The 25,956-nt window shown below is 66.5% G+C and carries 22 protein-coding genes and 1 tRNA gene; 10 read left to right on the top strand and 13 right to left on the bottom strand.

The annotated features are described in order from the left end of the window. Positions 1-21 precede the first annotated feature (21 nt). From bfr to Q7I88_RS05815, 6 genes are all read right to left on the bottom strand, one after another. The gene (gene bfr, locus Q7I88_RS05840) at positions 22-507 is read right to left on the bottom strand and encodes a bacterioferritin (RefSeq protein ID WP_305098103.1); all 486 of its coding nucleotides are present in this window, start codon (positions 505-507) and stop codon (positions 22-24) included. Between the two features lie 112 nt (positions 508-619). Beyond that, the gene (locus Q7I88_RS05835) at positions 620-811 is read right to left on the bottom strand and encodes a (2Fe-2S)-binding protein (RefSeq protein WP_305098102.1); all 192 of its coding nucleotides are present in this window, start codon (positions 809-811) and stop codon (positions 620-622) included. Between the two features lie 75 nt (positions 812-886). Then, on the bottom strand, positions 887-2,068 hold the full coding sequence (locus Q7I88_RS05830) for a zinc-dependent alcohol dehydrogenase (protein ID WP_305098101.1): 1,182 nt from the start codon (positions 2,066-2,068) through the stop codon (positions 887-889). Further along, positions 2,068-2,733, bottom strand: coding sequence for an SRPBCC family protein (locus Q7I88_RS05825; RefSeq protein WP_305098100.1), 666 nt, complete (start codon positions 2,731-2,733; stop codon positions 2,068-2,070). The genes Q7I88_RS05830 and Q7I88_RS05825 overlap by 1 nt, the downstream gene beginning before the upstream one ends. 125 nt (positions 2,734-2,858) lie before the next feature. Further along, positions 2,859-4,154: a DUF418 domain-containing protein gene (locus tag Q7I88_RS05820; protein WP_305098099.1), complete on the bottom strand. Its 1,296-nt coding sequence runs from the start codon at positions 4,152-4,154 to the stop codon at positions 2,859-2,861. Positions 4,155-4,200: 46 nt separating this feature from the next. Further along, positions 4,201-5,343: an SPOR domain-containing protein gene (locus tag Q7I88_RS05815; RefSeq protein WP_305098098.1), complete on the bottom strand. Its 1,143-nt coding sequence runs from the start codon at positions 5,341-5,343 to the stop codon at positions 4,201-4,203. Positions 5,344-5,603: 260 nt separating this feature from the next. Between Q7I88_RS05815 and Q7I88_RS05810 the strand changes: the two genes are divergently transcribed. Genes Q7I88_RS05810 through Q7I88_RS05800 form a run of 3 tightly spaced genes read left to right on the top strand, consistent with a single transcriptional unit; the run spans position 5,604 to position 8,412 of the window. Then, a complete protein-coding gene (locus tag Q7I88_RS05810) occupies positions 5,604-6,320 on the top strand; it encodes an AAA family ATPase (RefSeq protein WP_305098097.1) in 717 nt (238 codons plus the stop codon). 18 nt (positions 6,321-6,338) lie between these two features. Continuing rightward, positions 6,339-7,037, top strand: coding sequence for a hypothetical protein (locus Q7I88_RS05805; RefSeq protein WP_305098096.1), 699 nt, complete (start codon positions 6,339-6,341; stop codon positions 7,035-7,037). A 1-nt stretch (position 7,038) separates the two neighbouring features. Beyond that, complete coding sequence (locus tag Q7I88_RS05800; protein ID WP_305098095.1) at positions 7,039-8,412, top strand: tetratricopeptide repeat protein; 1,374 nt, start codon at positions 7,039-7,041, stop codon at positions 8,410-8,412. 327 nt (positions 8,413-8,739) lie between these two features. Here Q7I88_RS05800 and Q7I88_RS05795 read toward each other — a convergent pair whose 3' ends face one another. Genes Q7I88_RS05795 through Q7I88_RS05785 form a run of 3 tightly spaced genes read right to left on the bottom strand, consistent with a single transcriptional unit; the run spans position 8,740 to position 11,761 of the window. Further along, on the bottom strand, positions 8,740-9,492 hold the full coding sequence (locus Q7I88_RS05795) for an SDR family NAD(P)-dependent oxidoreductase (protein WP_305098094.1): 753 nt from the start codon (positions 9,490-9,492) through the stop codon (positions 8,740-8,742). Between the two features lie 2 nt (positions 9,493-9,494). Continuing rightward, on the bottom strand, positions 9,495-10,727 hold the full coding sequence (locus Q7I88_RS05790; RefSeq protein WP_305098093.1) for a dihydroorotase: 1,233 nt from the start codon (positions 10,725-10,727) through the stop codon (positions 9,495-9,497). Next, entirely contained in the window at positions 10,724-11,761 is a 1,038-nt protein-coding gene (locus tag Q7I88_RS05785) for an aspartate carbamoyltransferase catalytic subunit (RefSeq protein WP_305098092.1), read from the bottom strand. Before Q7I88_RS05785 ends, Q7I88_RS05790 begins: the two co-directional genes overlap by 4 nt. Before the next feature lie 139 nt (positions 11,762-11,900). Here Q7I88_RS05785 and sppA point away from each other — a divergent pair, with 139 nt between their 5' ends. Both sppA and Q7I88_RS05775 read left to right on the top strand, forming a co-directional pair. Then, on the top strand, positions 11,901-13,808 hold the full coding sequence (gene sppA, locus Q7I88_RS05780) for a signal peptide peptidase SppA (protein ID WP_305098091.1): 1,908 nt from the start codon (positions 11,901-11,903) through the stop codon (positions 13,806-13,808). A gap of 65 nt (positions 13,809-13,873) precedes the next feature. Beyond that, positions 13,874-13,948 (top strand) — tRNA-Val (locus Q7I88_RS05775). Between the two features lie 80 nt (positions 13,949-14,028). On the opposite strand, the gene Q7I88_RS05770 is transcribed toward Q7I88_RS05775, so the two are convergent. After that, positions 14,029-15,288, bottom strand: coding sequence for a sulfotransferase family protein (locus Q7I88_RS05770; protein WP_305098090.1), 1,260 nt, complete (start codon positions 15,286-15,288; stop codon positions 14,029-14,031). A gap of 141 nt (positions 15,289-15,429) precedes the next feature. Between Q7I88_RS05770 and serS the strand changes: the two genes are divergently transcribed. The 4 genes from serS to Q7I88_RS05750 all read left to right on the top strand — a co-directional run bounded on the left by serS (position 15,430) and on the right by Q7I88_RS05750 (position 19,411). Continuing rightward, complete coding sequence (gene serS, locus Q7I88_RS05765) at positions 15,430-16,710, top strand: serine--tRNA ligase (protein ID WP_305098089.1); 1,281 nt, start codon at positions 15,430-15,432, stop codon at positions 16,708-16,710. Between the two features lie 112 nt (positions 16,711-16,822). After that, on the top strand, positions 16,823-17,578 hold the full coding sequence (gene surE, locus Q7I88_RS05760; RefSeq protein WP_305098088.1) for a 5'/3'-nucleotidase SurE: 756 nt from the start codon (positions 16,823-16,825) through the stop codon (positions 17,576-17,578). Then, complete coding sequence (locus Q7I88_RS05755) at positions 17,575-18,351, top strand: LysM peptidoglycan-binding domain-containing protein (protein WP_305098087.1); 777 nt, start codon at positions 17,575-17,577, stop codon at positions 18,349-18,351. The genes surE and Q7I88_RS05755 overlap by 4 nt, the downstream gene beginning before the upstream one ends. Positions 18,352-18,382: 31 nt before the next feature. Further along, a complete protein-coding gene (locus Q7I88_RS05750; protein ID WP_305098086.1) occupies positions 18,383-19,411 on the top strand; it encodes a potassium channel family protein in 1,029 nt (342 codons plus the stop codon). Here the strand turns inward: Q7I88_RS05750 and Q7I88_RS05745 are convergent. Then, positions 19,408-19,818, bottom strand: a complete 411-nt coding sequence (locus Q7I88_RS05745; protein ID WP_305098085.1) for a DUF1761 domain-containing protein — start codon at positions 19,816-19,818, stop codon at positions 19,408-19,410. The two genes, Q7I88_RS05750 and Q7I88_RS05745, sit on opposite strands and share 4 nt — an antisense overlap. Before the next feature lie 74 nt (positions 19,819-19,892). Here Q7I88_RS05745 and rimO point away from each other — a divergent pair, with 74 nt between their 5' ends. Further along, complete coding sequence (gene rimO / locus Q7I88_RS05740) at positions 19,893-21,266, top strand: 30S ribosomal protein S12 methylthiotransferase RimO (protein WP_305098084.1); 1,374 nt, start codon at positions 19,893-19,895, stop codon at positions 21,264-21,266. A 322-nt stretch (positions 21,267-21,588) separates the two neighbouring features. Here the strand turns inward: rimO and Q7I88_RS05735 are convergent, their stop codons facing one another. After that, positions 21,589-24,096, bottom strand: a complete 2,508-nt coding sequence (locus Q7I88_RS05735) for a DEAD/DEAH box helicase (RefSeq protein WP_305098083.1) — start codon at positions 24,094-24,096, stop codon at positions 21,589-21,591. Positions 24,097-24,136: 40 nt separating this feature from the next. Then, a complete protein-coding gene (locus Q7I88_RS05730) occupies positions 24,137-25,894 on the bottom strand; it encodes a site-specific DNA-methyltransferase (RefSeq protein WP_305098082.1) in 1,758 nt (585 codons plus the stop codon). Between the last annotated feature and the right edge of the window lie 62 nt (positions 25,895-25,956).

Below are 25,956 nucleotides of genomic sequence, written 5' to 3'. Positions count from 1 at the left end.
GGCTAGGGTGTGAAACAGCCCTCAATCGCCTTCGCCGGCCGGTTTGCTCTGCAACTGGACATAGTTGGGCAGCCCCATCCGCTCGATCATGTCGAACTGGGTTTCGAGGAAATCGACGTGTTCCTCCTCGTTTTCGAGGATGCGGGCGAAAATCTCGCGGCTGACGAAATCGGCCACGCCCTCGCAGTGCTTGATCGCTTCGCGCAGCAGGGGGATCGCCTCCTCTTCGACGGCCAGGTCGGCCCGGAGGATTTCCTCGACCGTCTCGCCGACCTTGAGCTTGTGGATGGCCTGGAAGTTGGGGAGGCCTTTGAGGAACAATATCCGCTCGGCGAGAACGTCGGCATGCTTCATCTCGTCGATCGATTCGTGCCGCTCGTATTCGGCGAGCCGGGTCACGCCCCAATCGGCGAGCACTCGGTAGTGCAGCCAGTACTGGTTGATCGCGGTGAGTTCGTTGGTGAGCGCCTTGTTGAGGTACTCGATGACCTTCTCGTCACCCTTCACGGCCGTCTCCATTGCTGCTGCGTGTCAGCAGACCATGCGCTTTCCAACGGCGCGATGGCAAGGGGGGCGCAGCGGGCAGAAGCGGCTGGCCGCGCTGCGCAACCTCGTCGGCTCAGGCGACGAGCGTGAGGTGTCGCTGCCCGAAGCGCTCTTCGGCCAGGAGTTCGTCGGCCTCCTCGAGGCACTGGCCGCACTGCGGTTTCTTGCCGAGGGCGGCGTAGACCGCTTCCGCGTCGCCGGGATGCTCGTGGGCGGCGCGGCGGAATTCGCATTCCCTGATCGCATTGCAGACGCAGACGTACATGGCGCATTCGACTCCTGTGCCGAGACTTAATGCGAATGTCTTGCAATAGCAAGCCTCAGCAATTCCAGACTTGGCTCAGTTCACCATTTCCGGCTTGAGCACCACCTTGGTCCACTCGTTCTGCTTGTCGCGGAAGTTCTTGTAGCCGGTGGGCCCCTCCTCCAGCGGCAGGCGGTGGCTGATCAACCAGGTGGTGTCGAGCGTGCCGTCCTCGATCATCGCCAACAGCTTGCGGGTGTACTTCTGAACGTGGGTCTGTCCGGTGCGGACCTGCAGCCCCTTTTCCATGAGCGCCCCGGTGGGGAACTTGTCGGCCAGGCCGCCATAGACGCCCGGGATCGACACGCGCCCGCCCTTGCGCACCGCCAGAAGCGCCATGCGCAGCGCGTGCGCGCGGTCCGCGCCGACGCCGACCTTCTGCTTGACCACGTCGAGCATGTTATCGATCGCAAAGCCGTGCGCTTCCATGCCTACCGCATCGATCACCGCGTCGACGCCGATGCCGCCGCTCATTTCCATCAGGGCTTCGAGCACGTTGCTCGAACGGAAGTTGATCGTTTCCGCCCCAAGCTGCGCCGCCAGCTCCAGCCGGTGCGGGTAATGGTCGATCGCAATCACCTTGGCCGCCCCCATCGCCAGCGCGGACTGGACCGCGAACAGACCGACCGGGCCGCAGCCCCAGACCGCGACGGTATCGTCGGGGCCGATGTCGGCGTTCTCCGCCGCCTGCCAGCCGGTCGGCAGGATGTCGGTCAGGAACAGGACCTTGTCGTCCTCCAGGTGGTCGGGCACGACCATCGGGCCGACGTCGCTGAACGGTACGCGGACATATTCCGCCTGCCCGCCCGAATAGCCGCCGGTGAGATGGGAATAGCCGAAGATCGCCCCCATCGGCTGGCCGTAGACCGGTAGCGTCAGGTCCTGCTTTTCGGCGGGGTTGGAGTTCTCGCAGCACGAATACTGCTCGATCCGGCAATGAAAGCAGTTGCCGCAGCTGATCGGAAACGGGACGATCACCCGCTCCCCCTTCTTCAGCGTGCTTCGGGCGCCGGTCTCGACCACTTCGCCCATGAACTCGTGGCCGAGGATGTCGCCGGGCAGGAGGCCGGGGATCACGTGATCGTAAAGGTGCAGGTCGGAGCCGCAGATCGCAGTGCTGGTGACTTTGATGATCGCATCGCGCGGGTTTATGATCTCCGGATCGTCGACCGTTTCGATGCGGACGTCGTGGGTGCCGTGCCAGGTGAGCGCGCGCATCAGGCTGCCTCCTTCTCGTGTTGGTTCTGACGCGCTGCGCGGGTGTCCTCCCGGCGCCGCGCCGAGGTGGCGATCTCGCCGCATTCCATCAGCATCTTGAAGCGTTTCAGGTCGTGCCGCGCCTGGATTTCGGGCTCGCGCAGGAACAGCTTTGCGATCGCCTTCCCGAGCTTCCCGCCCGGCGCATCGTAGGCGACGATCAGTGTCACCTGCGTACCGCGGTCGCCGGGCGCATCCTTGAACATCACGCGCCCTTCGGTGTCGATCTGCGAGCCTGCGACCGATCGCCAGGCGATCAGCTCGTCCTGCACCTCGCGCACCACCTCTGTCTCGACCTCGACTGTCTGGCCGGCAGGGGCCTTGATCGTCCAGACCGATCGGCCATCGGGCCGGGTCTCGACTTTTTCCGCATTTTCCATCACCTGCGCCAGGTTGGAAAAATCGCGCCAGAAGGCGAACAGCTCGGCGCGCGGCTTGCCGATGGTGACGGTGCGGCCGCTGACCTCGTATTTCCCGAAGCCGCGCCGCGCAGTGTAGCCAGGTGCGTCGTCGTCCCAGCCGCCGCGATCCCTGCGGGTGGAGAGATATGCGCCGATCGCCGCCGCGCCGAGCGCGAGGCCCAGCCCCGCCGCGGCTTCGACCCTGCTTGTCCTCTTGTCGTTCATGTCGTTGATTCTCCGGCTCGTTCTCCCGCCTAAGGGGCGGGAAGGCAGCCGGTTCCCGCGCGCCATGCACGGCCGCCGAACAAAGCGGCCAAGCGCGCCTCAGATGCGGCGAATTTCCCGGCCCGCTATCGGCGCAGCGGGAAAACCTGCCAGTAGGTCAGGCTGCGCCACAGCCATTCGAGCGGGCCGTAGCGGAACCGCGCCAGCCACGCCTTCGACCACAGCAGCATCCCGGCCCACACCGCGAACACGATCAGCATGAGCTGGAGGCGGTGCAGTTCGCCGAACAGGCCGAGCGACCAGCTCTGAAACACGAACAGCATGAGAAGCGAGGTGCCGAGGTAATTGCTGAACGCCATCCGGCCGGCGGCGGCGAAGCGGCTGCCGAATCCGGTCTCGGCCAAGCGCGGCCCCTCGGCGATCAGCACCGCGGCGAGACCGAGCGCTATCGGCACCTGGGCGAGGCGTCCGAGTTCGTTGAACACCAAGATGGTGGTGAAGAACGGGAAGCCGGTCCGCTCGGGCCAAAGCGCCACCAGCGCCGTAAACCCGAGTCCGCCGAGCAGCGCGATCCAGCCGTTGCGCCGCATCTTCCCCGGATCGAACGCGCCGCTGAAGAAGCCGCGCCGGTAGAGCGCCATGCCGATCAGAACGAGGCCGAGCGTTTCCATCAACGGCACGATCACCAGCCCCTGCACGAAACCGCCCCAGTGCTTCGTCACCCGCTCGGCCACATAATCGGGGTAGCTTGCCGACCGCATGAAGGTGACGTTCTTGCCGACGTCTTCGAGCGTCCTGCGTTCCGCAGTCGCGATCTGCTGGCGCTGCTTGTCGTCCAGACGCGCCGCAACCGAGGGGTTGTTTGCTGCGACCCAGGCTCCGCCCAGGGTCGCGAGCATCGCCAGCACGCCCAGCGTGTAGAGAACAATTCCGGTCCTGAGCTGCTTGCGGTCCGACCATTTCATCATCGGCAGCGCCATCATCCCCGCGGCGGCGTAAGTGCCGAGAATGTCTCCGGGCCAGATGAGGAAATAATGTATCGCGCCGAAGACGAGCAGCCAGCACAGGCGGCGGAACTGCAGCCAGCGGCTGCTGCCGCGCGCCCAGGCCCGCTCCATGAACAGATAGATGCCCGCGCCGAAGAGCAGCGAGAACAGGCCGCGGAACTTGTGGTCGACGAAGACGAGCTGGACGAACCAAACCAGCTTGTCGCCCAAGGTGGCGCCGCCGGGCAGCGCGGCGGGCCAGAAATAAGCCGCCTGGGGATGCCCGAATGCCGTGATGTTGGCGAACAGGATGCCGAGCACGGCCACCCCGCGAATCAGGTCGAGGGTAACGAGCCGCTCGTTTGCCTTGACCGGCTGATCCGGCGTCGCATCCGCGGGAACTTCGTCCGGCGTTGCGGAAACGACTGTGGCCATCGATATCCCCCTGCACCTGTCAGGGGGCCACGATTACCGCCGGGCCCTAGCGCGTGACAAGGCAATCCTGACCGGCGCGCTTCAGGCTTCGACAGGCGGCATCGGCTTCGGCCTGCGTGGAATAGCCCGCGGCAAGCAGCTTGGTGACCCGCCCGGCAGGGACCAGCAATCGCTGGCGTCCGGCGATCTCGCTGCGCCCGCTGAGCTGCGACCACAGCCGCTCGGCATTGCCCGCGACGGAGAACGCGCCGAGCTGGACCCGCCACGGACCGGTGCGGTTGCCGGCCACAGCGCGCGGGGCAGCCGGAGCGGCAGGCACCGGCGCCTTGCGTTCGGCGGCAGCAACCTCTGCCCTCGGCGCCGCAACCGGTGCAGCGCGGGCAAACGAGGCGCCGGCTTCGGCGGGGCTTTCGGTTCCGGTGGCCTGGGCGGCCTGCGCCAGCGCCGCGCGGGCGGCGGCGACCGAGGGCGATACCGCCGTCGTGGCGACGGGCCTCGGCAGACGGGAGGCAGCGGCAGGCGGCACGCTCTGAGGCGCCGGCGTATTCGCGCCCGGAGCGGCGCCACCCGCGCCAAGGTCGGCCGAGGCGAGCGCCCGTCCGCGCTGGGCTTCGGCGTCGCGCTGCATCTGCACCGCCAGCCCGGCCGCCTGCTGGCGCTGCACCAGCGGAATGCTCTCGTCCATCTGCGCCAGCGCCGAGGCAGCTTGCGGCAGGCCCTGGCTGTTGGCCATCGTCAGCAGGGCATAGGCCCTGACCCAGTCCTTGGGCACGATGTCGCCGTTGAAGTGAGCTATGCCGAGCAGATATTGCGAACGCGGGTCCCCGCGCAAGGCGGCCGCCTGGATGTAGGGCAAGGCCGCTTCGCGCCGTCCGTCCTGGAACAGCATCAGACCATAGGTATCGGCGGCCTTGATGTGGCCGGCCGCCGCGGCGCGCGCATAGAGCGCCTCGGCCTTCCGCGGGTCGGTCGGGACGCCACGTCCAAGGCGATAGGCCTGGGCAAGGTTGAACATCGCGTCGGCATCGCCCGCCGCGGCCGGCCCTTGCCATTCGCGCACCGCCAGGGCGTAGTCGCCGCGGCTCCAGGCATCGACGCCGGTCTTGACGTCGGCGAGCGCCGGGCCAGCCGCAAGCAGCGCCGCAGCGGCAATGCCTGCCCAACCCGTCCGCTTCACTGTCGCAATCATCGCCAAACCCCTGCGCACGCCCGCTCCCGTTCGTTTCAAGCGTGCCATAGTAAATGCCGCATTAGCAAAGTCTTTATGCCGGGCGATTTTTCGACGCCCGAATCGCCGCTCGGAGACCTGCGCGCTGCATTTGCCGATCCGGAGCCGCGAATTCCTCCGCTCGGTGGCCCCGCGTTAACTCAAATTTAGGGGTGTTCTGCGATCCCGCTTGTCGAAGGGCCGGAATTTTCCCTCCGGTCGCAACCTCAGGGGGAATAGCCTTGCGCGTTTTGGCATTGGCTTCGCAAAAGGGTGGATCGGGCAAGACCACGCTCTCCGGGCACCTCGCAGTCCAGGCGCAGCGCGCCGGGGCGGGACCGGTTGTTCTCATCGATATCGATCCTCAGGGATCGCTGGCCGACTGGTGGAACGAGCGCGAGGCGGAATATCCGGCCTTCGCCCATACCACGGTAGCGCGGCTGGCGAACGACCTCGCGACCTTGCGGCAGCAGGGTTTCAAGCTCGCCGTCATCGACACGCCTCCGGCGATCACCATGGCCATCCAGTCGGTCATCTCGGTGGCCGAACTTATCGTCGTTCCGACCCGGCCGAGTCCGCACGACCTGCGCGCCGTCGGCGCCACGGTCGATCTGTGCGAACGTGCCGGAAAGCCGCTGATCTTCGTCGTCAACGCAGCCACGCCGAAAGCCAAGATCACCTCTGAAGCCGCCGTCGCGCTGTCCCAGCACGGCACCGTGGCCCCGATCACCCTTCACCACCGCACCGATTTCGCCGCCTCGATGATCGACGGCCGCACGGTCATGGAAGTCGAGCCCGAGGGGCGCAGCGCGCAGGAAGTCGCGGCGCTGTGGCACTATATCGCCGACCGGCTCGAGCGGAATTTCCGCCGCACCGTCTTCGCTGCGCCGAACAGCGTGTCGCAGATGCCGGGCTCGCACCGCCCGCAGGGTGGCTTCGGCCGCCGGGTCGCACAGTAAAGCGGGAGGGTAGGTCGGATGAACGACCCCAAACCCTTCGCCTCGCTCGGCGCAACGTTGCTGGCCCGCAAGGGCGGCGCGAAGCCCGCCATGCGCCCGCAGGCCAACCGCATCCCGGCGATGAACGGCTCGGCCGCGGCGCAGAATCTCGAAGATCTCGGCTGGGACGACATGGGCGAGGAGGACGCCGCGGCGGATCACTCCGCCGAAGTGCTCCATCTCACGCCGTCGCCGCATAACCCCGAAGCCGAAGCGATCACCGACCGTGCCTCGCCGCGCCCCAAGGTGCGCACGATGCACGAAGAGCTCGCCGCCCGCCTCGCCGAGGAAGAACAGGCGAAGAAACCCAAGGCCGCCAAGATCCAGGCGCTGCCGCCGGTCGACGAACCGGCCGCCGAACAATCCGCGCCGCCCTCGCCCGCGAGCGACGAGACGGACGCCGGCGCACCGGTGGCTGCCGCGACCGCGCAGTTCACCGCGATCGCCGCCGAGCCAGCTCCTGCGCCGGGCAAGTCAAAGACCAAGCGGGAGGCGGCCAACGACAGCCGCCGCGCCGCGTTCACGCTGCGCCTCGACGCCAGGCGGCACCTCAAGTTGCGCCTCGCCAGTACGGTGCGCGGTCGCAGCGCGCAGCAGATCGTTACCGAAGCGCTCGACCGCTTCCTCAAGGACATTCCGGAAATCGAGAGCCTGGCCGCGCAGGTCCGGCGTGACTGACATGAACCAGGCGAGATACCGCAAGGGGATCGATACCATGCACACGACCAGCCGCATCGGCCGGGCGATCAGCCCGAAACTGGGATTGGCCATCACCAGCGCAATGGGCGCGGTTCTCCTCGCGGGCTGCGCCACCGGCTCCGCCCCGCGCGCCGACCTCTCGGCAAGCAAGGCGCAATCCGCGCTCGCGGAAGGCAAGACCGACAAGGCTATCGCCAACGCGGAAGCCGCGGTCGAGGCCGAACCGCGCAACGCCGCCTACCGCGCGATGCTGGGCTCGGCCTACCTCGAGGCCGGCCGCTTCGCGTCGGCTTCGACCAGTTTCAACGACGCGATGGCGCTGGGCGACAACTCGGCGCGCACCGCGCTGAGTCTCGCGCTCGCCCTGTCGGGCGAGGCCCGCTACAACGACGCCGTGGCCGTGCTCAACGACTGGGACGACGCCATCGCCCCGGCCGACCTCGGCCTCGCCTATGCCCTCGCCGGGCAGCCGCAGCGCGGCGTGCAGGTCATGTCTCAGGCCATCCGCGCAGGCTACAACACGCCGAAAATCCGTCAGAACCTCGCCTATGCCTACGCGCTCTCGGGGCAATGGCGCGAAGCGCGCGTCATGGCCGCGCAGGACGTACCGGCCGATCAGGTCGGCGACCGTATGCAGGAATGGGCGACGATGGCCCAGCCCGAAGCCTGGCAGCAGCGCGTCGCCTCGCTGATCGGCGCGCCGGCCGGGGTGCAGGACGCCGGCCAGCCGGTATCGCTGGCGCTCGCCAACACGCCGTCGGTGCAGCAGCTTGCCGCCGAGGCCTCGGCCTACGCCGGCCGCGAGCAGGACGCCAGCGAACTTCCCGCCGTGTCGGCAGGCCGGTCCGCCGGCGTTGCCTACCAGGATTATCCGGCGCAGAGCATCGAGCGGCCCGACGACTTCCAGGCCGCCTTCGCCACGCTGGCGCCCGCGGGCGGTTCGCTCGCCCAGGTTGCGCAGGACGCGGTCCGCTTCGTCCAGGAGCCGGTCGTCCAGACCGTGGCCTTGCGCCAGGGCGCCGCGCTGAAACCGGCCTATGCCGCAGCGGCAAAGAAGTCCGACGGCTCGCACCTCGTCCAGCTCGGCAGCTTCGCCAGCGAACAGGGCGCGCGCCGCGCCTGGGGCATCTACGCCAAGCGCTACCCCGAACTGGCCGGGCACGAGATGGTCGTCACCGAGGCGCTGGTGAAGGGCAAGCGTTACTGGCGCGTCTCCGCCGCCGGCTACGGCCTCGCCGGTGCGCAGGCCATGTGCGGTCAGGTCAAGAACCGCGGCAACGCCTGCTTCGCCTACGCCCAGGACCGGCCTCTGCCCGGAGCGATAGATACCGGCGTGCGGATGGCGATGCGCTGATCTGCGCAACCACGATAACAGCGAGAACCCCGCCCCTCACCGGGCGGGGTTTTTCGTTTGCAGTGTTGGGGGCGGGCTGCGGGCATCTTCTGGTGCCAATATTTCGCTGTCCTACACGGCCCGGACGTGGAACATCGCTTGGCCGCTCATTCGAATCGTCCGCTTCCCCTTGCGGCGCCGACCCCATGCGTTTTCCATAGCGGAGCGGGGCTTCGTAACCCTGTTATTGTGGGTGGATTAGGCGATATTTCAGTCGGTTAACCGTCAGGTTGCAGGTTTACAGGTGTAACAAGAGTAACCTTGCAGCGAACGTCGCCCGGTAGGTTCCTAGAGCGAATAGCCGCCGTCGCTGACCAGTACCGTGCCGGTGATCGTCGCTGCTTCGTCGGACAGCAGGAAAGCGACCTGGGCGGCGATTTCTTCGGCGGTGGCGAAGCGTCCGAGCGGCGCGCTGCCCTTGCCCATCGCGGCGATGGCCGCGGCGCGGTCGCCGCCGTGCTGCTCGACCAGTCCGGCGAAGAACGGCATCGCGTCCCAGATCGGAGTATCGACGCCGCCCGGGGCGATGGCGTTGACGCGAATGCCGCGGGACGCACCTTCCTTGGCCGCCACCTTGGCGAGCTGGATCACCGCCGCTTTCGAGGCCGCGTAGGCGGCATTTCCGGCCTCGGGCTTGATCCCGGCGGCCGAGGCGGTGAGCACGAGGGCGGCGTTGTCGTTGGCCAGCCGCATCGCCGTGCGCAGCGAGAGGAACATGCCGTCGAGATTGACTGCCATCAGCGCGCGCCATGTCTCGAACGAGAGTTCCGCAATCGGCCCGCCGAGCCCGATTCCGGCGTTGAGCACGGCGTGGTCGAGCGGACCGGCCAGCGCCTCGACTTCTTCCCACAGCGCGGGATCGGCGACGTCGCCGGTGACGTGAAGCACATCCTCGGTCGCCAGCTCGAGCGCGCGCAGGGCGGCCTCGTCGCGGTCGACCAGCACGAGCCGAGTTGCACCGCGTTCCGCCAGGGCCTGCGCGCAGGCCGCGCCGATGCCCGAGGCGGCACCGGTTATCAGGGCGGTCTTGCCGCTAGCCATGCTCAATCGTCGATCCTCACCCCGCCCTTCCACAATGCGGTGGCGCGGCCCTGAACCGGCTGCTTGTCGAACGGGGTATTGCCGGCGGTCGCTTCCATCATCGCCGAATCGAGTATCCAGGGGCGTTCGGGATCCATCAGCGCCAGGTCGGCCTCGCAGTCCGCCTTCAGTTCGCCCGCCGCAACCCCGAGCAGGCGAGCAGGCTCGCCCGCCAGCAGATCGAAGGCGCGCTCCATCGAGATAACCCCGTCGCGCACCAGCGTGAGGGTCAAGGGCAGCAGGCTCTCGGCCCCGGCCATGCCCGGCTCGGCATCGGCGAAAGGCAAGCGCTTGTCTTCGGGCCCGCGCGGATCGTGACCGCTGGCGATGACGTCGATCGTGCCCTCGGCGATGGCCGCGACCACCGCCTGCCTGTCGGCTTCGCAGCGCAGCGGCGGCGAAAGGCGGGCGAACGTGCGGAAGTCCTGCAGCGCGAGGTCGGAAAGCATGAAGTGCGCCGGGGTCACGCCGGCGGTCACCGCGACGCCGCGCGCCTTGGCCGCGCGCACCAACTCGAGCGCCGCGGCGGTGGTCACCTGCCGCAAGTGCAGCCGTGCACCGCTCATCTCGGCCAGCGCGATGTCGCGCGCCGCGGCGAGCGCTTCGGCCTCGGCCGGCGCGCTCGGCAGTCCGAGCCGGCTGGCCATTTCTCCTGCCGTCGTCGCCGCATTGCCGGTCAGCCCGCCGTCCTCGACATGGCTCACGACCACCAAGTCGAGCATCGCGGCATATTGCAGCAGGCGCAGCATGGTGCCGCTGTCGGCGATCCAGTTGCGCCCGGTCGCCACCGCCTTCGCCCCGGCATCGCGCATCAGCGCCAGTTCGGCGAGGTGCGTGCCCTCGAGGCCGACGGTGGCAGCGGCGAGCGGGTGGACCCACAAGTCGGGCTTGCCGCTCTGCGCCGCGAAGCGCACGGCCGAGGGCCGGTCGAGCGGCGGCGAACGGTCGGGCATCAGCGCCGCGCGGGCGATGCCGCCGAAGTGGAACGCCGGCTTGTCGATCGCGAAGACCCCGAAATCGACCAGCGCCGGGGCAACCAACAATCCGCGCGCATCGACGATTTCGTCGCCGTCCTCGGGGGCGAGGTCGCCAACAGCGGCGATCGCTCCGTCGACACAACGGATCGCGCCGGGAGCGACGCCGCCGGGAAGCACCAGCCTGCCGCCGGTAATCGTCAGCGGGCGCGTCTGCTTCATACCCACGCCCCCTCGCCCCAGCCGGGCACGCCGCGTTCGCGCCGGGTCAACACGTCGAGGCAGGCCATGCGGATGGCGACGCCCATCTCGACCTGGTCGGTGATGATCGACTGTCCGGCGAGTTCGGCCACGTCGCTGTCGATCTCGACCCCGCGATTCATCGGTCCGGGGTGCATGACGATGGCTTCCGGAGCGCAGCGCCGAAGTCTCTCGAGCGTCAGCCCGTAGAGGTGGCGATATTCGCGTGGGCTCGGAATGAATTGGCCGCTCATCCGCTCGTTCTGCAGCCGCAGCATCATCACCACGTCGGCCCCGCTGAGCGCCGCCTCGAAATCGTGGAACGGTTCGGCACCCATCGCCTCGATCCCCGCAGGCATCAGCGCCGGCGGGGCGCAGGCGCGAACCTTCGCGCCCAGCGCCTGCAGGCACAGGATGTTGGAGCGCGCTACGCGGCTGTGCAGGACGTCGCCGCAGATCGTCACGACGAGGCCGTTCATCATCCCGTCGCTGCTCGGCCGGCCCTGCTCGGCCAGCTTGTGGCGCAGCGCGAGCGCATCGAGCAGCGCCTGCGTCGGGTGTTCGTGCTGGCCGTCGCCGGCGTTGAGCACCGGACAGCCGACCCGCTCGGCGATCAGCGCCACCGCGCCGCTCGAGCCATGGCGGATGACGATGGCATCGGCGCGCATGGCGTTGAGCGTCACCGCAGTATCGATCAGCGTCTCGCCCTTCTTCACGCTCGACTGCGCGGCGTGCATGTTGACGACGTCGGCGCCGAGCCGCTTGCCGGCGATTTCGAAACTGAGCAGCGTGCGGGTCGAGTTTTCGAAGAAGGCGTTGATGATCGTGAGGCCGGCGAGCCGGTCCGAGTGCTTTTGCGGGAGACGGTTCAATCGCACCCACTGCTCGGCTTCGTCGAGCAGGTAGAGGATCTCGTGCGTTTCAAGGTGCCCGATGCCGAGCAGATGGCGGTGCGGGAAGGCCCGCCCGCCGGCCGGATAGCGGCCCGCGTGTGAAGTGTCGTCCGACGATGTCATTAAAGCCGAGCCCATAAGGCTAGCGCTCGCCGCTGGCAATGTCTCTTGTCGAGCCGGGATTGCGGCTCAGGCCGATTCGGGTAGCACCGCGCCCGCCAGACCCCTAAGAGACCCCGAACAGGAATTTCGAGGTTTCCCCATGAGTTTCGCGCGCAAGGTCTGGCATCTGCTCGTCGCCATCAAGGACGGGCTCAGCCTCGTTTTCCTGCTGCTGTTCTTCTGGGCCCTCTTCGCGGTGCTGAGCAATCGCCCGAGCCCCGCGGCGGTGCGCGACGGCGCGTTGCTGCTCGACCTCAGCGGATCGGTGGTCGAGGAAGTCCAGAACGTGCCGCCGTTCGAAAGCCTGCTGAGCAGCGCGCTCCCCGACCGGCAATTCGCCGCTCGCGACGTGATCCGGGCCATCGACGAGGCGGCCAAGGACAAGCGGATCAAAGCCATTGCGCTCGACCTGACCACCTTTCTCGGCGGCGGGCACGTGCAAATGCAGGAAATCGGCGAAGCGATGGACCGCTTCCGCACCGCGAAAAAGCCGATCTTCGCCTATGCCGTAGCCTATTCCGACGATTCGATGCTGCTCGCGGCGCACGCCAGCGAGGTCTGGGTCGACCCGATGGGCGGGGTCGCGGTGCGCGGGCCGGGTGGCAGCAACCTCTACTACGGCGACCTGCTCAAGCGCTTCGACGTCAAGGCGCACGTGTTCCGCGTCGGCACCTATAAGGCCGCGGTCGAACCCTACATTCGCAACGACATGTCGCCCGAAGCGAAGAGCAATATCCAGCCGGTGATCGATTCGGTGTGGCAGGAATGGCTCGCGAACGTGAAGCAGGCGCGGCCCAAGGCCCGGCTCGGTTACCTCGATGGCGACATGGTCGCCTGGGCCAAGGCGACGGGCGGCGACATGGCGAAAGCGGCGCTCGACGCCGGCCTCGCCGACAAGATCGGGACGCGCGAGGAGTGGGGCGCGCATGTCGCCGAGGTCGCCGGCAAGGACGAATGGGACGACAGCCCCGGCGCCTTCGCCAACACCGATTACGATACGTGGCTCGCCGACATTGGGGACGGCAGCGACGGGATGCGGTCGCTGACCGGCAACAAGCCAATCGGGGTCATCACCATTGCCGGCGACATCAGCGACGGCAACGCCGGCCCGGGCGAAGCCGGCGCGGCGCGTATCGCCAAGTTGCTCGACGATGCGCTCGACGACGACCTCGCCGCTCTGGTCGTGCGGGTCGATTCGCCCGGCGGGACGATCACCGGTTCGGAAGCGATCCGCCGGGCGATCCTGCGCCAGAAGGCGAAAGGCATTCCGGTCGCGGTGTCGATGGGCTCCTATGCAGCCAGCGGCGGATATTGGGTCTCGACTCCCGCCGACCGCATCTTTGCCGAGCCGGAAACCATCACCGGTTCGATCGGCGTGTTTGGCGTGGTTCCATCGTTCGAAGGCCTGCTCGCCGACTACGGCGTCTCGACCGACGGGGTGAAGACCACGCCGCTCTCCGGCCAGCCAGACATTCTCGGCGGTCTCACGCCCGAGGCCGAGGCGATGCTGCAATCGACCGTCGAGTTCTCCTACGGCCGCTTCGTCTCGCTGGTCGCCAAGTCGCGCAAGCTGAGCCCCGAGCGGGTCGACGAGATCGCCCAGGGTCAGGTCTGGGACGGCGGCACGGCGCGCCAGCTGGGTCTCGTCGACCAGTTCGGCGACCTCGACACGGCGCTCGAATGGGCGGCAAAGAAGGCCGGCCTCAAGGACGGCGCATGGCACGCGCGCTACCTCTCGGCCCCGCCGAGCCCGTTCGACGCTTTCGTCGCCGGCCTGATGAGAGGCGGCGGGACCTCGCAAGCCGCCCTACCGCGCGACATCTTCGGGTATCTCGCAGGCCAGCAGGCCGGGCTCGACCGCCGGATGTTCGGCGACCTCGCCACGCTGGTGAGCATGCGCGGACTGCAGGCGCGCTGCCTCGAATGCCCGGTGGCTGCTGCCGACGAACGCCCCCGCGCGGTGACGGCACAGGCGCGCTCGCTGCTCGCCAGGCTGCTGCTCGACTGAGTCTTGTCATCGGCGCGCCTGCGTGGCAAAGGCGCGCCCCTGCCCGGGCCCTCGGCCTCGGAGGCGGGCGCGTAGCTCAGTGGTAGAGCACACCCTTCACACGGGTGGGGTCGCAGGTTCAATCCCTGCCGCGCCCACCAGGTTTCCGTGACTCGAAACGTCCGGGAGACGTTTTCGGCCGGACATTTCCCGAGCGATAGCGCGGGAGGCGGCAAGCACGTTAGCCCGCGGCCTGCCTCTCCTCGCGCGCGATGCCGTAGGTTTCCACATAATCGCCCAGTTCCTCGCGTACGCGGCCCGGGGTCAGGCCGAACGCCTCGAGGCTGTAGACGTGGGGGCGGCGCTTCAGCTTGCGGGTCTGCCGCTGGTAGCGTTCCATGCCCTGGAGCGCACGCGCCATGTCGAGGCCGAGAAATCGGTAGACCCGCGCCATTTCGCCGCGCCAATCGCGCTCCATGTCGTCGAAGTGCACGTCGATCATGCGCTGGCGCGGGATGGCATCGCGCGCCGCGCGCATGCGCTCTATCTGCAGCCGGGTCTTGCGCAGCCATTCCTCGCCGATGCGGCGCGGGTCGGCGTGATCCGAGTAGATGATCGTCTGGTTCCAGGCGAGCGAGGCGGCGCTGCCGACGATCGCCAGCGGGTCGCGGTGGGTGAAGATCAGCCGCGCATCGGGAAAGACCTTCATCAGCGCCGGCAGGTCGAGCATGTGCTGCGGGGTCTTGAGAATCCACGGCCGCAGGCTGGAGACCTGCTGCGACCAGCCGACCAGCTTGAGGAGCCGCGCCATCTGGCGATAGGCCCCGGTCGCGTCGTGCCGCTCGCACCAGCGGCCATAGCCGGGCACGAACCACTGCGCCTCGTTCTTCATCCCCCAGAAGCTGTTTACCAGCAGACCGAGCTCTTCTTCGGGCTGCATAGGCCCGGTCGGGTGAATGGTCAGCGTTCGCGGGTTGGCCAGCCGCGCCACCCCCATGATCCGCCGTGCGAGGCTGACGCGCGGATCGGGCATCCCCGGTTCGAAGTCCGGACGCGGGACGGGGCTGATCGTCTCGAAGCTGCGCATGTGGTTGAAGCGCCGGTCGCGCGAAAGCAGGCGGTGCAGGCGCGTCGTGCCCGAGCGCATCGGGCCGACGACGATCACCGGGTGCGGCAGGCGGCGCTCAAGGATCTCGGGGTGGCGGGCGAACCATTGCTCGGCCCACAACCGGTCGCGCAGCATCTTCTCGAACTGTTTCATCGCGGCCCATTCGCCGGCGGCATTGAGCTGGGCCTCGGAATGCAGCGATGCGACGAGGCGGTCGTAAGGCTCGTGGAACCAGGCGTCGCCGAAGTCGGCGAGCCCGGTTTCATCGCTGACCCGCTGCATTAGCGGCTCGCGGTCAAGCACCGGGCGTTCGGCGATACCGGCGCGGCGAGCCATGCGCATGGCGGCGTTCAGGCCAGCAATGAAGCGCGTGCGCCGCGGAGGATTGGTCATACGGGGCCTTTCCTGCAGTGTCGCGAACCGTGCGCAGGGCCGGCCGGCATCGCTAAGCAGACGCCCAGGCCCCGCACCGGGTTCCCTGACGCGCCCTTCGCCCCTTGCCAACCCCCTCGCCCTGCGTGATAGGCCGCGGCCATGCACGACCTGCGCGCCATTCGCGAAAACCCAGAAGCCTTCGACGCCGGCCTAGCCGCACGCGGGGCCGAGCCTGCCGCTGCCCGCATTCTCGATCTGGACGAGCGGCGCCGGGCCGTGACCACCCGCGTGCAGGACGCGCAGGCCCGGCGCAACGAGGCGAGCAAGGCGATCGGCGCGGCGATGGGCCGCGGCGAGGTCGAGCTGGCCGAGGAGCTCAAGCTCGAGGTCGGCGAGCTCAAGAACACCCTCCCCGCGCTCGAAGACGAGGGCAAGGCGCTGGGCGAAGAACTCGACGCGCTGCTCGCCGGCTTGCCCAACCTGCCCGATCCGAGCGTGCCCCAAGGTGCCGACGAAACCGAGAACGTCGAGGAGGCGCGCTGGGGCCAGCAACGTAACTTCGACTTTGATCCTAAGGAACACGCAGACCTCGGCCCGCCGCTCGGGCTCGAGTTCGACACCGCGGCGGAAATGAGCGGCGCGCGCTTCACCTTCCTGCGCGGGCCGATGGCGCGGCTCGAACGCGCGCTCGGCCAGTTCATGCTCGACCAGCAGACCGGGGAGCGGGGCTATACCGAATGCATCCCGCCGCTGCTGGTACGCGACGAGGGGATGTTTGGCACCGGGCAGCTGCCGAAGTTCGCCGAGGATCTGTTCAAGACGACCGACGGCCGCTGGCTCATCCCCACTGCCGAGGTCAGCCTGACCAACTCGGTGCGCGAGCAGATTCTCGACGATCTTTCCACACCGATCCGTCTCACCGCCCTCACCCCGTGCTTCCGCTCCGAGGCCGGCGCGGCGGGCAAGGACACGCGCGGCTATATCCGCCAGCACCAGTTCTCCAAGGTCGAACTGGTCGCTATCTGCCGCGACGAGGACCACGAGGCCGAGCACGAGCACATGGTCCGCTCGGCCGAACTGGTGCTCGAAGCGCTCGATCTGCCTTATCGCAAGATGCTGCTGTGCACCGGCGACATGGGTTTCGGCGCACGCAAGACCTTCGACCTCGAAGTCTGGCTGCCCGGCCAGGGCGCCTACCGCGAGATCAGCAGTGTGAGCTGGTGCGGCGAGTTCCAGGCGCGGCGAATGAACGCCCGCTATCGGCCGGATGGCGAAAAGGGCACGCGTTTCGTCCACACGCTCAACGGCTCGGGCCTCGCGGTCGGACGGACGCTCGTCGCGGTGCTGGAGAACTATCAGGAAGCCGATGGCTCGGTTCGTGTTCCCCAGGCCCTGATGCCGTATGTGGGCGGCCTTGATCGCCTCGTCCCCGACTCGTAATCTCGTTTCGTCATGCTGAACTTGTTTCAGCATCCATCGTGCCCCATGCACGGTCCTTGCGAGCCAAGACATGGACCCTGAAACGAGTTCAGGGTGACGCCATAAGGGACAGATGCGGATACTCCTCACCAACGACGACGGCATCCACGCCCCCGGCCTGGCACTGCTGGAGCGGATCGCCGCCGAGCTGTCCGACGACATCTGGGTCTGCGCCCCGGCGGAGGAGCAATCGGGCGCCGGGCACTCGCTTACGCTGCACATGCCGGTGCGCCTGCAGGAGCATGGCGCGAAGCGTTTTGCCGTCACCGGCACACCGACCGATGCGGTCAACCTGGCGCTGCGCAAGCTGTTCAGCGATCGCCGCCCGGACTTGATCATTTCGGGCATCAACAATGGCGAGAATCTGGCCGACGACGTGACTTATTCGGGCACCATCTCGGCGGCTATGGAAGGCGCGCTGGCCGGGATGAAGGCAGTCGCATTGAGCCAGGCCTTGCGCGACGGTGGCCACGGATTTGCCGCGGCGGAAAAGTGGGCCGCGAACGTGCTGCAGCCGCTGCTCGACATGCCGCTCGCCAGGCGCACGCTGGTCAACGTCAACTTCCCGGCGGTCGCAGCGAGCGACGTGCGCGGCATTCGCGTCGTCCGCCAGGGCTTTCACGATTACGCGCGCGGCTCGCTGGTCGAGGGCACCGATCCGCGCGGTCGACCCTACTTCTGGTTCGGGCTCGACGACGTCGAGCACACGCTCGACCACGGCACCGACCTCGAGGCCGTCGACGACGGATACATCGCCGTGACGCCGCTTCACGTCGATCTGACCCACTATGCCTCTATCGGCCAGCTGGCCGAAAGCTACGCCGAATGATCCGGTGGATCGCCTTGCTGCCGGCGGCCACGCTGCTGGTCGCAGCGGGCGATCCCGCGACCGAGACGAAGCACGTGGTCGAGGAGGGCGAAACGCTCAAGGGCATCGCGAACCGCGCCGGCGTGCCCGAAACCGTGATCGCCGAGGCCAACGGCATTGCCGCGCCCTACCCGGTGAAGATCGGGCAGACGCTGATCATCCCGCGCCAGCGCACCCACACCGTCAAAGCAGGCGACACGCTGAGCGAGATCGCCGAGCGCTATGGCGTGCCGGCGCGCGATATCGCGCTGGCCAATGGGCTCGATTCCATAGGGACGGTGAAGCTCGGCCAGAAGCTGATCGTTCCGGCGGTCCTGCCCAAGCGCAATCCTGCCGCGGCCCCTGCCGAGCCCTGGTTCGATCGCCCGCATGACGGGAAGGTGATTCTCGGCTGGAAGCGCCGCCCCGACGGCGGCGGGCACGCCGGGCTCGATTTCGCGGTCGGCACCGGCGACATGGTCCGCGCCGCGGCCGGCGGCATCGTCCTCTCCGTCGGCGCGGACGCCAGCCGCTGGGGCAAGCTGGTGGTGATCGACCACGGCAATGGCTGGCAGAGCCACTACGGCGAACTCGCCCGCACCACCGTGTCGGTGGGCGACGCGGTCAAGGCGGGGGAGCGGGTCGGCATCGGCGGACAGGGCGGCAAGGCCGCGCAGCCCGAATTCCACTTCGAAATTCGCCGCGGCGGCAAGCCGGTAGACCCGGCGCCGCTGCTGCGGCTGCCGGGGCGCTGATGGCCGAGGCGACGGGTAGCCGGGTCCGCGCATGACGCAACGCTTCATCCCGCTGCGCCGCTCGCTCAGGGTCCCGGTGTGGGCCGACGTCAGCCTGCGGATGGGGGCGGTGATGGCGCTGATCATGGCCGTGGTGATGATCCACTGGTGGGATCGCGCCGGTCTGGTCGACCATCATGACGGCCATGTCAGTTTCCTCGACGTGGTCTATTTCACCATGATCTCGATCACCACCACCGGGTTTGGCGACATCGCGCCGATCAGCGACCGGGCCCGGCTCATCGAGGCGATCATTGTTACCCCGATCCGCTTCGCGGTCATCTTCATCTTCGTTGGCGCGGCGTACAGCTTCGTCATCAAGCGCACGTGGGAGAAATGGCGCATGGCACGCATCCAGGCCAAGCTGGCCGATCACTACGTCGTCCTCGGCTACGGCATTTCCGGATCCGAGGCGGTGGCCGAACTCGTCGCCCGGGGCGCCGATCCCTCGTCCATCGTGGTGATGGACCCGAACGAGGACCGGCTCGCGCAGGCCGAGGCGCTCGGCTGCAACGTGATCGAGGCCGACGCGACGCGCGACGAGAACCTCATCTCGGTGCGCATCGCCGAAGCGCGCGCGGTGCTGGTTTCGGCCGGCCGCGACGACGCCTCGATCCTGATCGTCCTCACCGTCCGCCACCTCGCCCCGAAGGTCCCGATCAGCGTGGTGGTGCGGGCAGCCGACAACGAACTGCTGGCCAGGCAGGCGGGGGCCGACAACGTCATCAACCCGGTGCGCTTCACCGGGCTGCTGCTGGCCGGCAGCGCGCAGGGCGCGCACGTTGCCGACTACCTCGCCGACCTCGCCTCGATCAGCGGCCGCGTCCACCTCGTCGAACGCCCGGTCAGGCCCGACGAGATCGGCAAGTCGCTCGACCAGCTCGACACCGGCGGGCGCGGCCTCAGGGTCTATCGCGACGGCGGCATGACCGGCTTCTGGGAAGACGAGGCCGGCGCGCTGCGCGAGGGCGACGTCATCGTCGAGATCCGCCGCACGCTGCCGAGCGACACCCCGCGCTAGGCGAAGGCGACGAACACCCCGCCCATCGCCGCCATGCCGACGACGAAGTAGCCCGCGTCGATCGCGAACAGCTTGCCCGGGCGCTGCTGGAACAAGTAGTGGATGCCCAGCGCCGGGGTCATGATCACCGCCCCGAAGCCGGTCGCCATCATCATGATGACCCACGGCGGCGGATCGGTCCGGGCGATGTTGTGCCCGAGCATCAGCGCGACGAGCAGCTCGAGCAGAAATGCCAGCCCCATGATCACCGGCATCGGATTCTTCGACGCCGGGTAGGGCAGCTTGTCGCCGTCGTAACCGATCAGGTCTTTCCACGTCTTGCCGAACAGCGGCCCGTACCACAGCGCACCGATGACGAAGAACGCCAGTGCGCCAAGAAACACCGCCAGCAGATTCACATTGCCCATATTGCCTCTCCCGACCGACCCCTTGCACTCGCGTCTAGCCCAATCGCCGCGCCGGGTGTAGGGGCGCGCGCATCATGGCAACGCGAATCCCCGAGCAGCGCCGCATCGGCATGGTCAGCCTCGGCTGTCCCAAGGCGCTGGTCGATTCCGAGCGCATCCTGACCAAGCTGCGCGCCGACGGCTACGCGATGAGCCCCGACTACGAGGGCGCCGACGTCGTGGTGGTCAACACCTGCGGCTTCCTCGACAGTGCCAAGGAGGAGAGCCTCGAGGCGATCGGCGAGGCGATTGCCGAGAACGGCCGGGTCATCGTCACCGGCTGCATGGGCGAGGAGGCGGCAACGATCCGCGCCCGTTTCCCGCAGGTCCTCGCGGTCACCGGCGCGCACCAGTACGAGCAGGTGGTCGAGGCCGTCCACGAGGCCGCGCCGCCGACTCAGGGGCCGTTCGTCGACCTGGTGCCCCAGCCCTCCGACACCGACATCAAGCTCACCCCGCGCCATTACAGCTACCTCAAGATTTCCGAGGGCTGCAACCACTCCTGCGCCTTCTGCATCATCCCGCAATTGCGCGGCAAGCTCGCGAGCCGGCGGATCGACGCGGTGCTGCGCGAGGCCGAGAAGCTCGTCGCCGCGGGGACGAAGGAGCTGCTGGTCATCAGCCAGGACACCAGCGCCTACGGCGTCGACATCCGCCATCAGGAGCAGATGTGGCACGGCCACCCGGTCCGCGCTCACATGACCGACCTCGCCCGCGAACTCGGCCAGTTGCGCACTCCGGAGGGCGAAGTGCCGTGGACCCGGCTGCATTACGTCTATCCCTACCCCCACGTCGACGCGGTGATCCCGCTGATGTCCGAGGGGCTGCTCACCCCCTACCTCGACATCCCGTTCCAGCACGCCAGCCCGAAAGTGCTCAAGGCGATGAAGCGCCCGGCGAACGAGGCCAAGGTGCTCGAGCGGCTCAAGGCCTGGCGGGCGATCGCCCCCGACATCACCGTGCGATCGAGCTTCGTCGTCGGCTTCCCCGGCGAGACCGAGGCGGACTTCCAGTACCTGCTCGACTGGCTCGAGGAAGCCCGGCTCGACCGCGTCGGCGCGTTCCGCTTCGAGCCGGTCGAAGGCGCCGCGGCCAACGCCCTGCCGGACCCGGTGCCCGAGGCGGTCAAGGAAGAGCGCTACGCCCGCCTGATGGACCTCACCGCCCGGATCAGCGCCGAGAAACTCGCCGCCAAGGTCGGCCGCACGCTGCCGGTGATCGTCGACGAGGTCGGCGAGCCGGACGAGGACGGCGACATCGGCGCCACCGCGCGCAGCCAGGCCGACGCCCCCGAGATCGACGGCAACGTCTTCCTGCGCAACGTCCCAGCCACCCTGAGGCCCGGCGACTTCGCCGCGGCGATCATCGAGGATTCGGACGAGCACGACCTGTTCGGCGTGCTGGCCTGACCGGCCTCAAGCAGCGAAGCGTTAGGCCAGACAGAAGGCCTCATGCAGCGAAGCGTAGGCCGGACAAAAGGCCTCAAGCAGCGAAGCGTTAGGCTGGATTTGAAGGCCCGCGGCAGGATGACACAAATTACACCCTGTCACCCGGCCTCTATCGCATTTTATCTTTGTCCTCCAAGATGTTAGGCCGAATTTGCCCGGGTGACAGATCCGGGGATTCAGGCGAAAAACACGCCGCAAGGGTGGATTGGAACATCGAAAGGCGGCCCGGCCCCGGACCGTGCGCCGAGAAGGCTAGACAGGTTGGGGGCGTGTAGGAAAGTGGTTATTTCGCTACGAAGGCGGTTCCGAGTTCGGACCGCCAATTCTCTTCCTGCAGCAGCATCCGGAAACGGACTTCGTCGGGCGAGTCATCGAACAGCTCTACTTCCCCCATCGACGGCTTCTCGTAGGCGTCCTGTAGCGTCTGCATCAAATCGCGCTTGAAGGCTGTATCGGAATTGTCGAGCTGCTTGCCCTTGGTTTCCAGCACGAACAATCGCTTGCCGTCGCCCGACAGCTTCATCAGGAAGTCGGGGTAGACCCGATGGCGTCGCCAACCCTGAAGTCCCCACGCTCCGCGCGACGCAAGCCGCCACCACCAGGCGAGCGCGTCCGACCCATCCAGATACAGGGCAACTTCGCGTTCGAACCCGTTTAGCTCGCTGCTCTTGATACCCTGGTCGAACAGCGAGAGCTGGAGATTCTCGTCGTCGGCGTTGCGCATCCAGGTATCGATGCCGGGGGCAAACTCCACTTCGACCCACGGGTCCATTTCCCAATCGTTGGCTGCACCCGTCAGTTTGAAGGCAATGAGCCCCTCATCCAGCTTTGCCTCGAAGATTTCGCGCGCCCTCTCGTCGATGTCGGCCGTCAGCTTGGTGCGCATGTCCGCGAGCAGGTCCAGCCGTCCTCTGGCTATCTCTTCGTCGGCAATTCCCCGCGCCCGCAAGTCCCCCAGGCCTTCGTCGACCAGGCGGATACCAACCCAGGGGTTGGGAATCAGCCCAAGCAAGCGCCGTGCGAGATCCGGACGGTCGACGTCGTTGGCCAGCAAGGTTCGCTCAACAGAACCTTGCTTTTCGAGTGTTCCGCCTTGCCCGTAATCAAAGCTTGTTCGGGCACGCGCCGCCCCGGCGCTGGCTAGGTCGAGGGTCCTGCCGCCCGTGTAACGAACTGCCTCCCAGTCGATCCCGCCGAGAATATCTCCGTCGAAATCGAGCTGGCGCCACCCACCCTTTCCGTCCGAATGGGTGACGGCGGGCACTAGTATCCGTTCGCCTTTGAAGGCGGCGCGCCGTTCGGCACGGCGGATTTCGGTTTCGACGTTGCCGCCTGCGCGGACCGCGCCTTTCAGGTCCCCCATGCCTTCTTCGTCGAGCCCCTTGCGCACGCTTTCGACGGCGTCCTTCACTTCGATATCGGAACAATAGACCCAGCAACTGTCGAGGTCGTCGACCCCGGTCCGCTGCGCGCCGGGCTGGCGCAGGACGCGGCCGATCATCTGAGTCAGCGCGGTCTTCGCCTGCGTCTTTGACAGTAGAGCCAGCACATAGGCCCACGGGCAATCCCACCCTTCACGCAAGGCATCCTTAGTGATGATCACGCGAACCTGACTGGTTTCATCCATAAGGGTATCATCGAGCTCCTTGACGCTGGCGGTCTGGACCTTGATCCAGTCCTCCTGCACACCGGGATGTGACAACAGTTCTTCGCGCACGTCTTCGGTGTGGATGTGCATCCCGTCGCGCTGATCCTTGCCCGTGCGTTCGACGCGCACGAGCAGGATGGGGCGGATGAATTGATCGGTGCGGTCGTGATGCTCCCGCGCCTGCCGCTCCAGAGCGGCGCGCTTGTCGAGCGCCGCCTTGAGAGTGTCCTTCCAAGGAGCGTTTGCGTCCGAGACGAGTTCGATGGGTAGCTTCAGCATCTCGGCGGCGCGAAGCCTCTGGCCACCGATCTTTACGAGTATGTTCGATTGCTCCCGGTCAGGCGTGGCTGTCAGTTCGAGCAGGAACCGCGGGTTCATTTCCCCCAAGGTTTTCCTTGCCGTTTCGCTGTAGGCGTTGTGCCCTTCGTCTAGCACGATCAGCGGGCGCACGATGCGCAGCGTATTGCCAAGGCTCTGCTTGACGGACGCGGGCGTGCCATCCCCAAGATCATTGGTTTCGAGGTTCGGAACCTTCGCAAGCAGGGCGTCCATCGCCAGCTTGTCGTCCATGTCGGGGTAGAAGCTGACGTAATTGCCGCTGTCTCGAAAGACCTTGAGCACTTCGCGGTTGTTCTTCCGGACCGACGATTGGAGCATGAGCGTCATCACGACGAGGCCCGTCTCCACATCGGCGGCCGTGAAATCATTGGCTTTCTCGACAAGCTTGACGCGCCCCCCGCTGGCCACTTCCAGCGCCTGCCGCACAGGGCTGCCGCGGTCGCGGAGCTGGGCGCGGGTCTGCTTGTAGATGGCCTCGGACGGCATCACCCAAAGGACGAAGCCGGTCATGGCGCTGTCGAGGCCGCCAAGGATGCGGCCCACCGCGTGCCCGGCGATCAGCGTCTTGCCTGAGCCGGTTGGCAAGTTGAGGCAGACGTGCGGGACCTGCGTACCGTAGCCATCGAGCAGTTCGCGCCACGGGTCGGGCGAGGCGGCGATCTCCTGTTCTTGCGCCTTCTTCCAAGCCGCTATGCAAGGGTCGACCTGACCTTCCATGAGCTTGGCCTGCATCGCTTCCGGCGCGCTAGCGATGAACTGCAGCGTTTCGACTTCATTGCGGCGCTCTTCCGCAAGCAGCCGCACGAAGCCGTCGAGCTTGTCGAGCGTTTCGAGCTGATACTCCTTAAGCCGCATCGATGCCTGCCACGCCTTCGGTTCCGTCGCCCAGAATGCGATGGACCGAATAGGGAAGCTGGCAGAATGTGAGGCCTAGGCCGGTCAGCACTCGCTGCCCCATCAGCTTACCCGCGGCGAATATCAGTACCGGCTTTCCGCCGTCCGCCTTCGCTGCTTCAGCAATCCGTTCGGCGGTGGTCAGATCGAGCATCGCCTCGTTCGAGCGCATCCATTCCGCATCGGGACGATAGAGCAGGTGCAGACGATATTTGCCGGCATGGCCCGCAAACCCGTCCGGCCCTTCGGCTGGCGCAAGCGTTTCGCCGGTAGCCGTATAGGCGACATAGCGCGCAACTTGATCCCATTCGGGCGCGGTGCCGTCCTCGGCGAAGAACCGCTCCATGTCCATCGGTTCGCCGAGCTTACAGTAGGTGAACGAACCGCCGAGGCCTTCTCGCAAAGCGTCGTTCTTGGCGTTCGGGACACCCCCGATCACGCGACGGACGCGTTCGGCGGTTACATCGACAACCTGCCGAAAGCCCAACTCGTATGCCGGCTGATCTTCACGAATTATCTCAGGGAGCTGAATCAAGATGAACTTGCGTTTGCCGCCGTCGGCGTGATTTGCCGCAAGGACCGCGTGAGCGGTTGTTCCCGAGCCCGCAAATGAATCCAAGACTACAGCGCTTGCGTGGTCCTTAGGATGGAATTTCGCCTCTAGAATCGTTGTAAGCAATGATGATGGTTTAGGGTACGGAAATGCGTCCACCCCTCCAAAGATAGATCGTATCTCTGACGAACCTGTCTGTGTATATATACCGTCAATAAAATCAGAGTTAGCATTTAGAATACTCTGCTGTTTCTCGGTTCTCTGAATCCCGCTTTCGTCATTTAGATACTGTTTGTATTGGACCGACCAACCGCCGTTCGATGGTAGTATTTCTATCTCATCATCTGCTTTCGCCGATTTATACCGATCCTCTTCCCACAGCCACTGATAGTTCGGCCACAACTTGGAAGAGTCAGGGGCTTCTATTGGGTATCGAAGATTCTCTCTTTTTTGCAAGCTCTTAGCCGCCTCCAACGGCTGGCGACGATACGGGCCGCGGACAGGCAACTGCTTATCTGTCCAGCGATAATATCGCTCTATCTTAGAAGGCGTCAGAGGGCGATCAATTCGTGTAATATTCCGCTTGTCTTTTGCGTATACCAAGAGATACTCGTGGAGATTCACGAAGAATTTTTCCTTCGGTCCGCCTCCGTAACGCTTTTTCCAAATCAAGTTCTCAAATCGATTTGAGCGATCGAAAACTTCATCCATCAATAAGTATAGATTTGAGATCTCTGTCTCGTCCATACTGACCAGGATCACTCCGTCAGGCGCAAGCAACTCTCGTAGCAATTGCAATCGTGGCCACATCATACACAGCCACTTGTCGTGCCGCTCCATATCCTCGGCGTCGACTACTTTGCCGAGCCATTCCTTGAGCTGCGGCGAGTTGACGTTGTCGTTATAGGCCCAGCCTTCGTTGCCGGTGTTGTAGGGTGGGTCGATGTAGATCACATCCACCTTGCCAGCGTAGCGGGGCAGCAGCGCCTTGAGCGCTTCCAGGTTGTCGCCGTGGATGATCAGGTTGTCGTCGAGCGAAGGCTCCTCCTTCTCGGCCGGCAAGCTTTTGTCCTTGTCGATGATCAGTTCGCGGTAGGGCACCGAGAGGTGGTGCGAATAGACAAACGGCTTACCCTTGAAATCGAGCGTTGGCATGCGGACTCCCTTCCGCACTCGCTAGCAGCGTGGGGGCGAACACCCAACAGTAGCCGACTCGG

Origin of the sequence: Croceibacterium aestuarii (assembly GCF_030657335.1) — a bacterium.
In the GTDB taxonomy this organism is placed as follows: Bacteria; Pseudomonadota; Alphaproteobacteria; order Sphingomonadales; family Sphingomonadaceae; genus Croceibacterium_B; species Croceibacterium_B aestuarii.
This window is presented reverse-complemented; position numbering and strand designations above follow the sequence as displayed.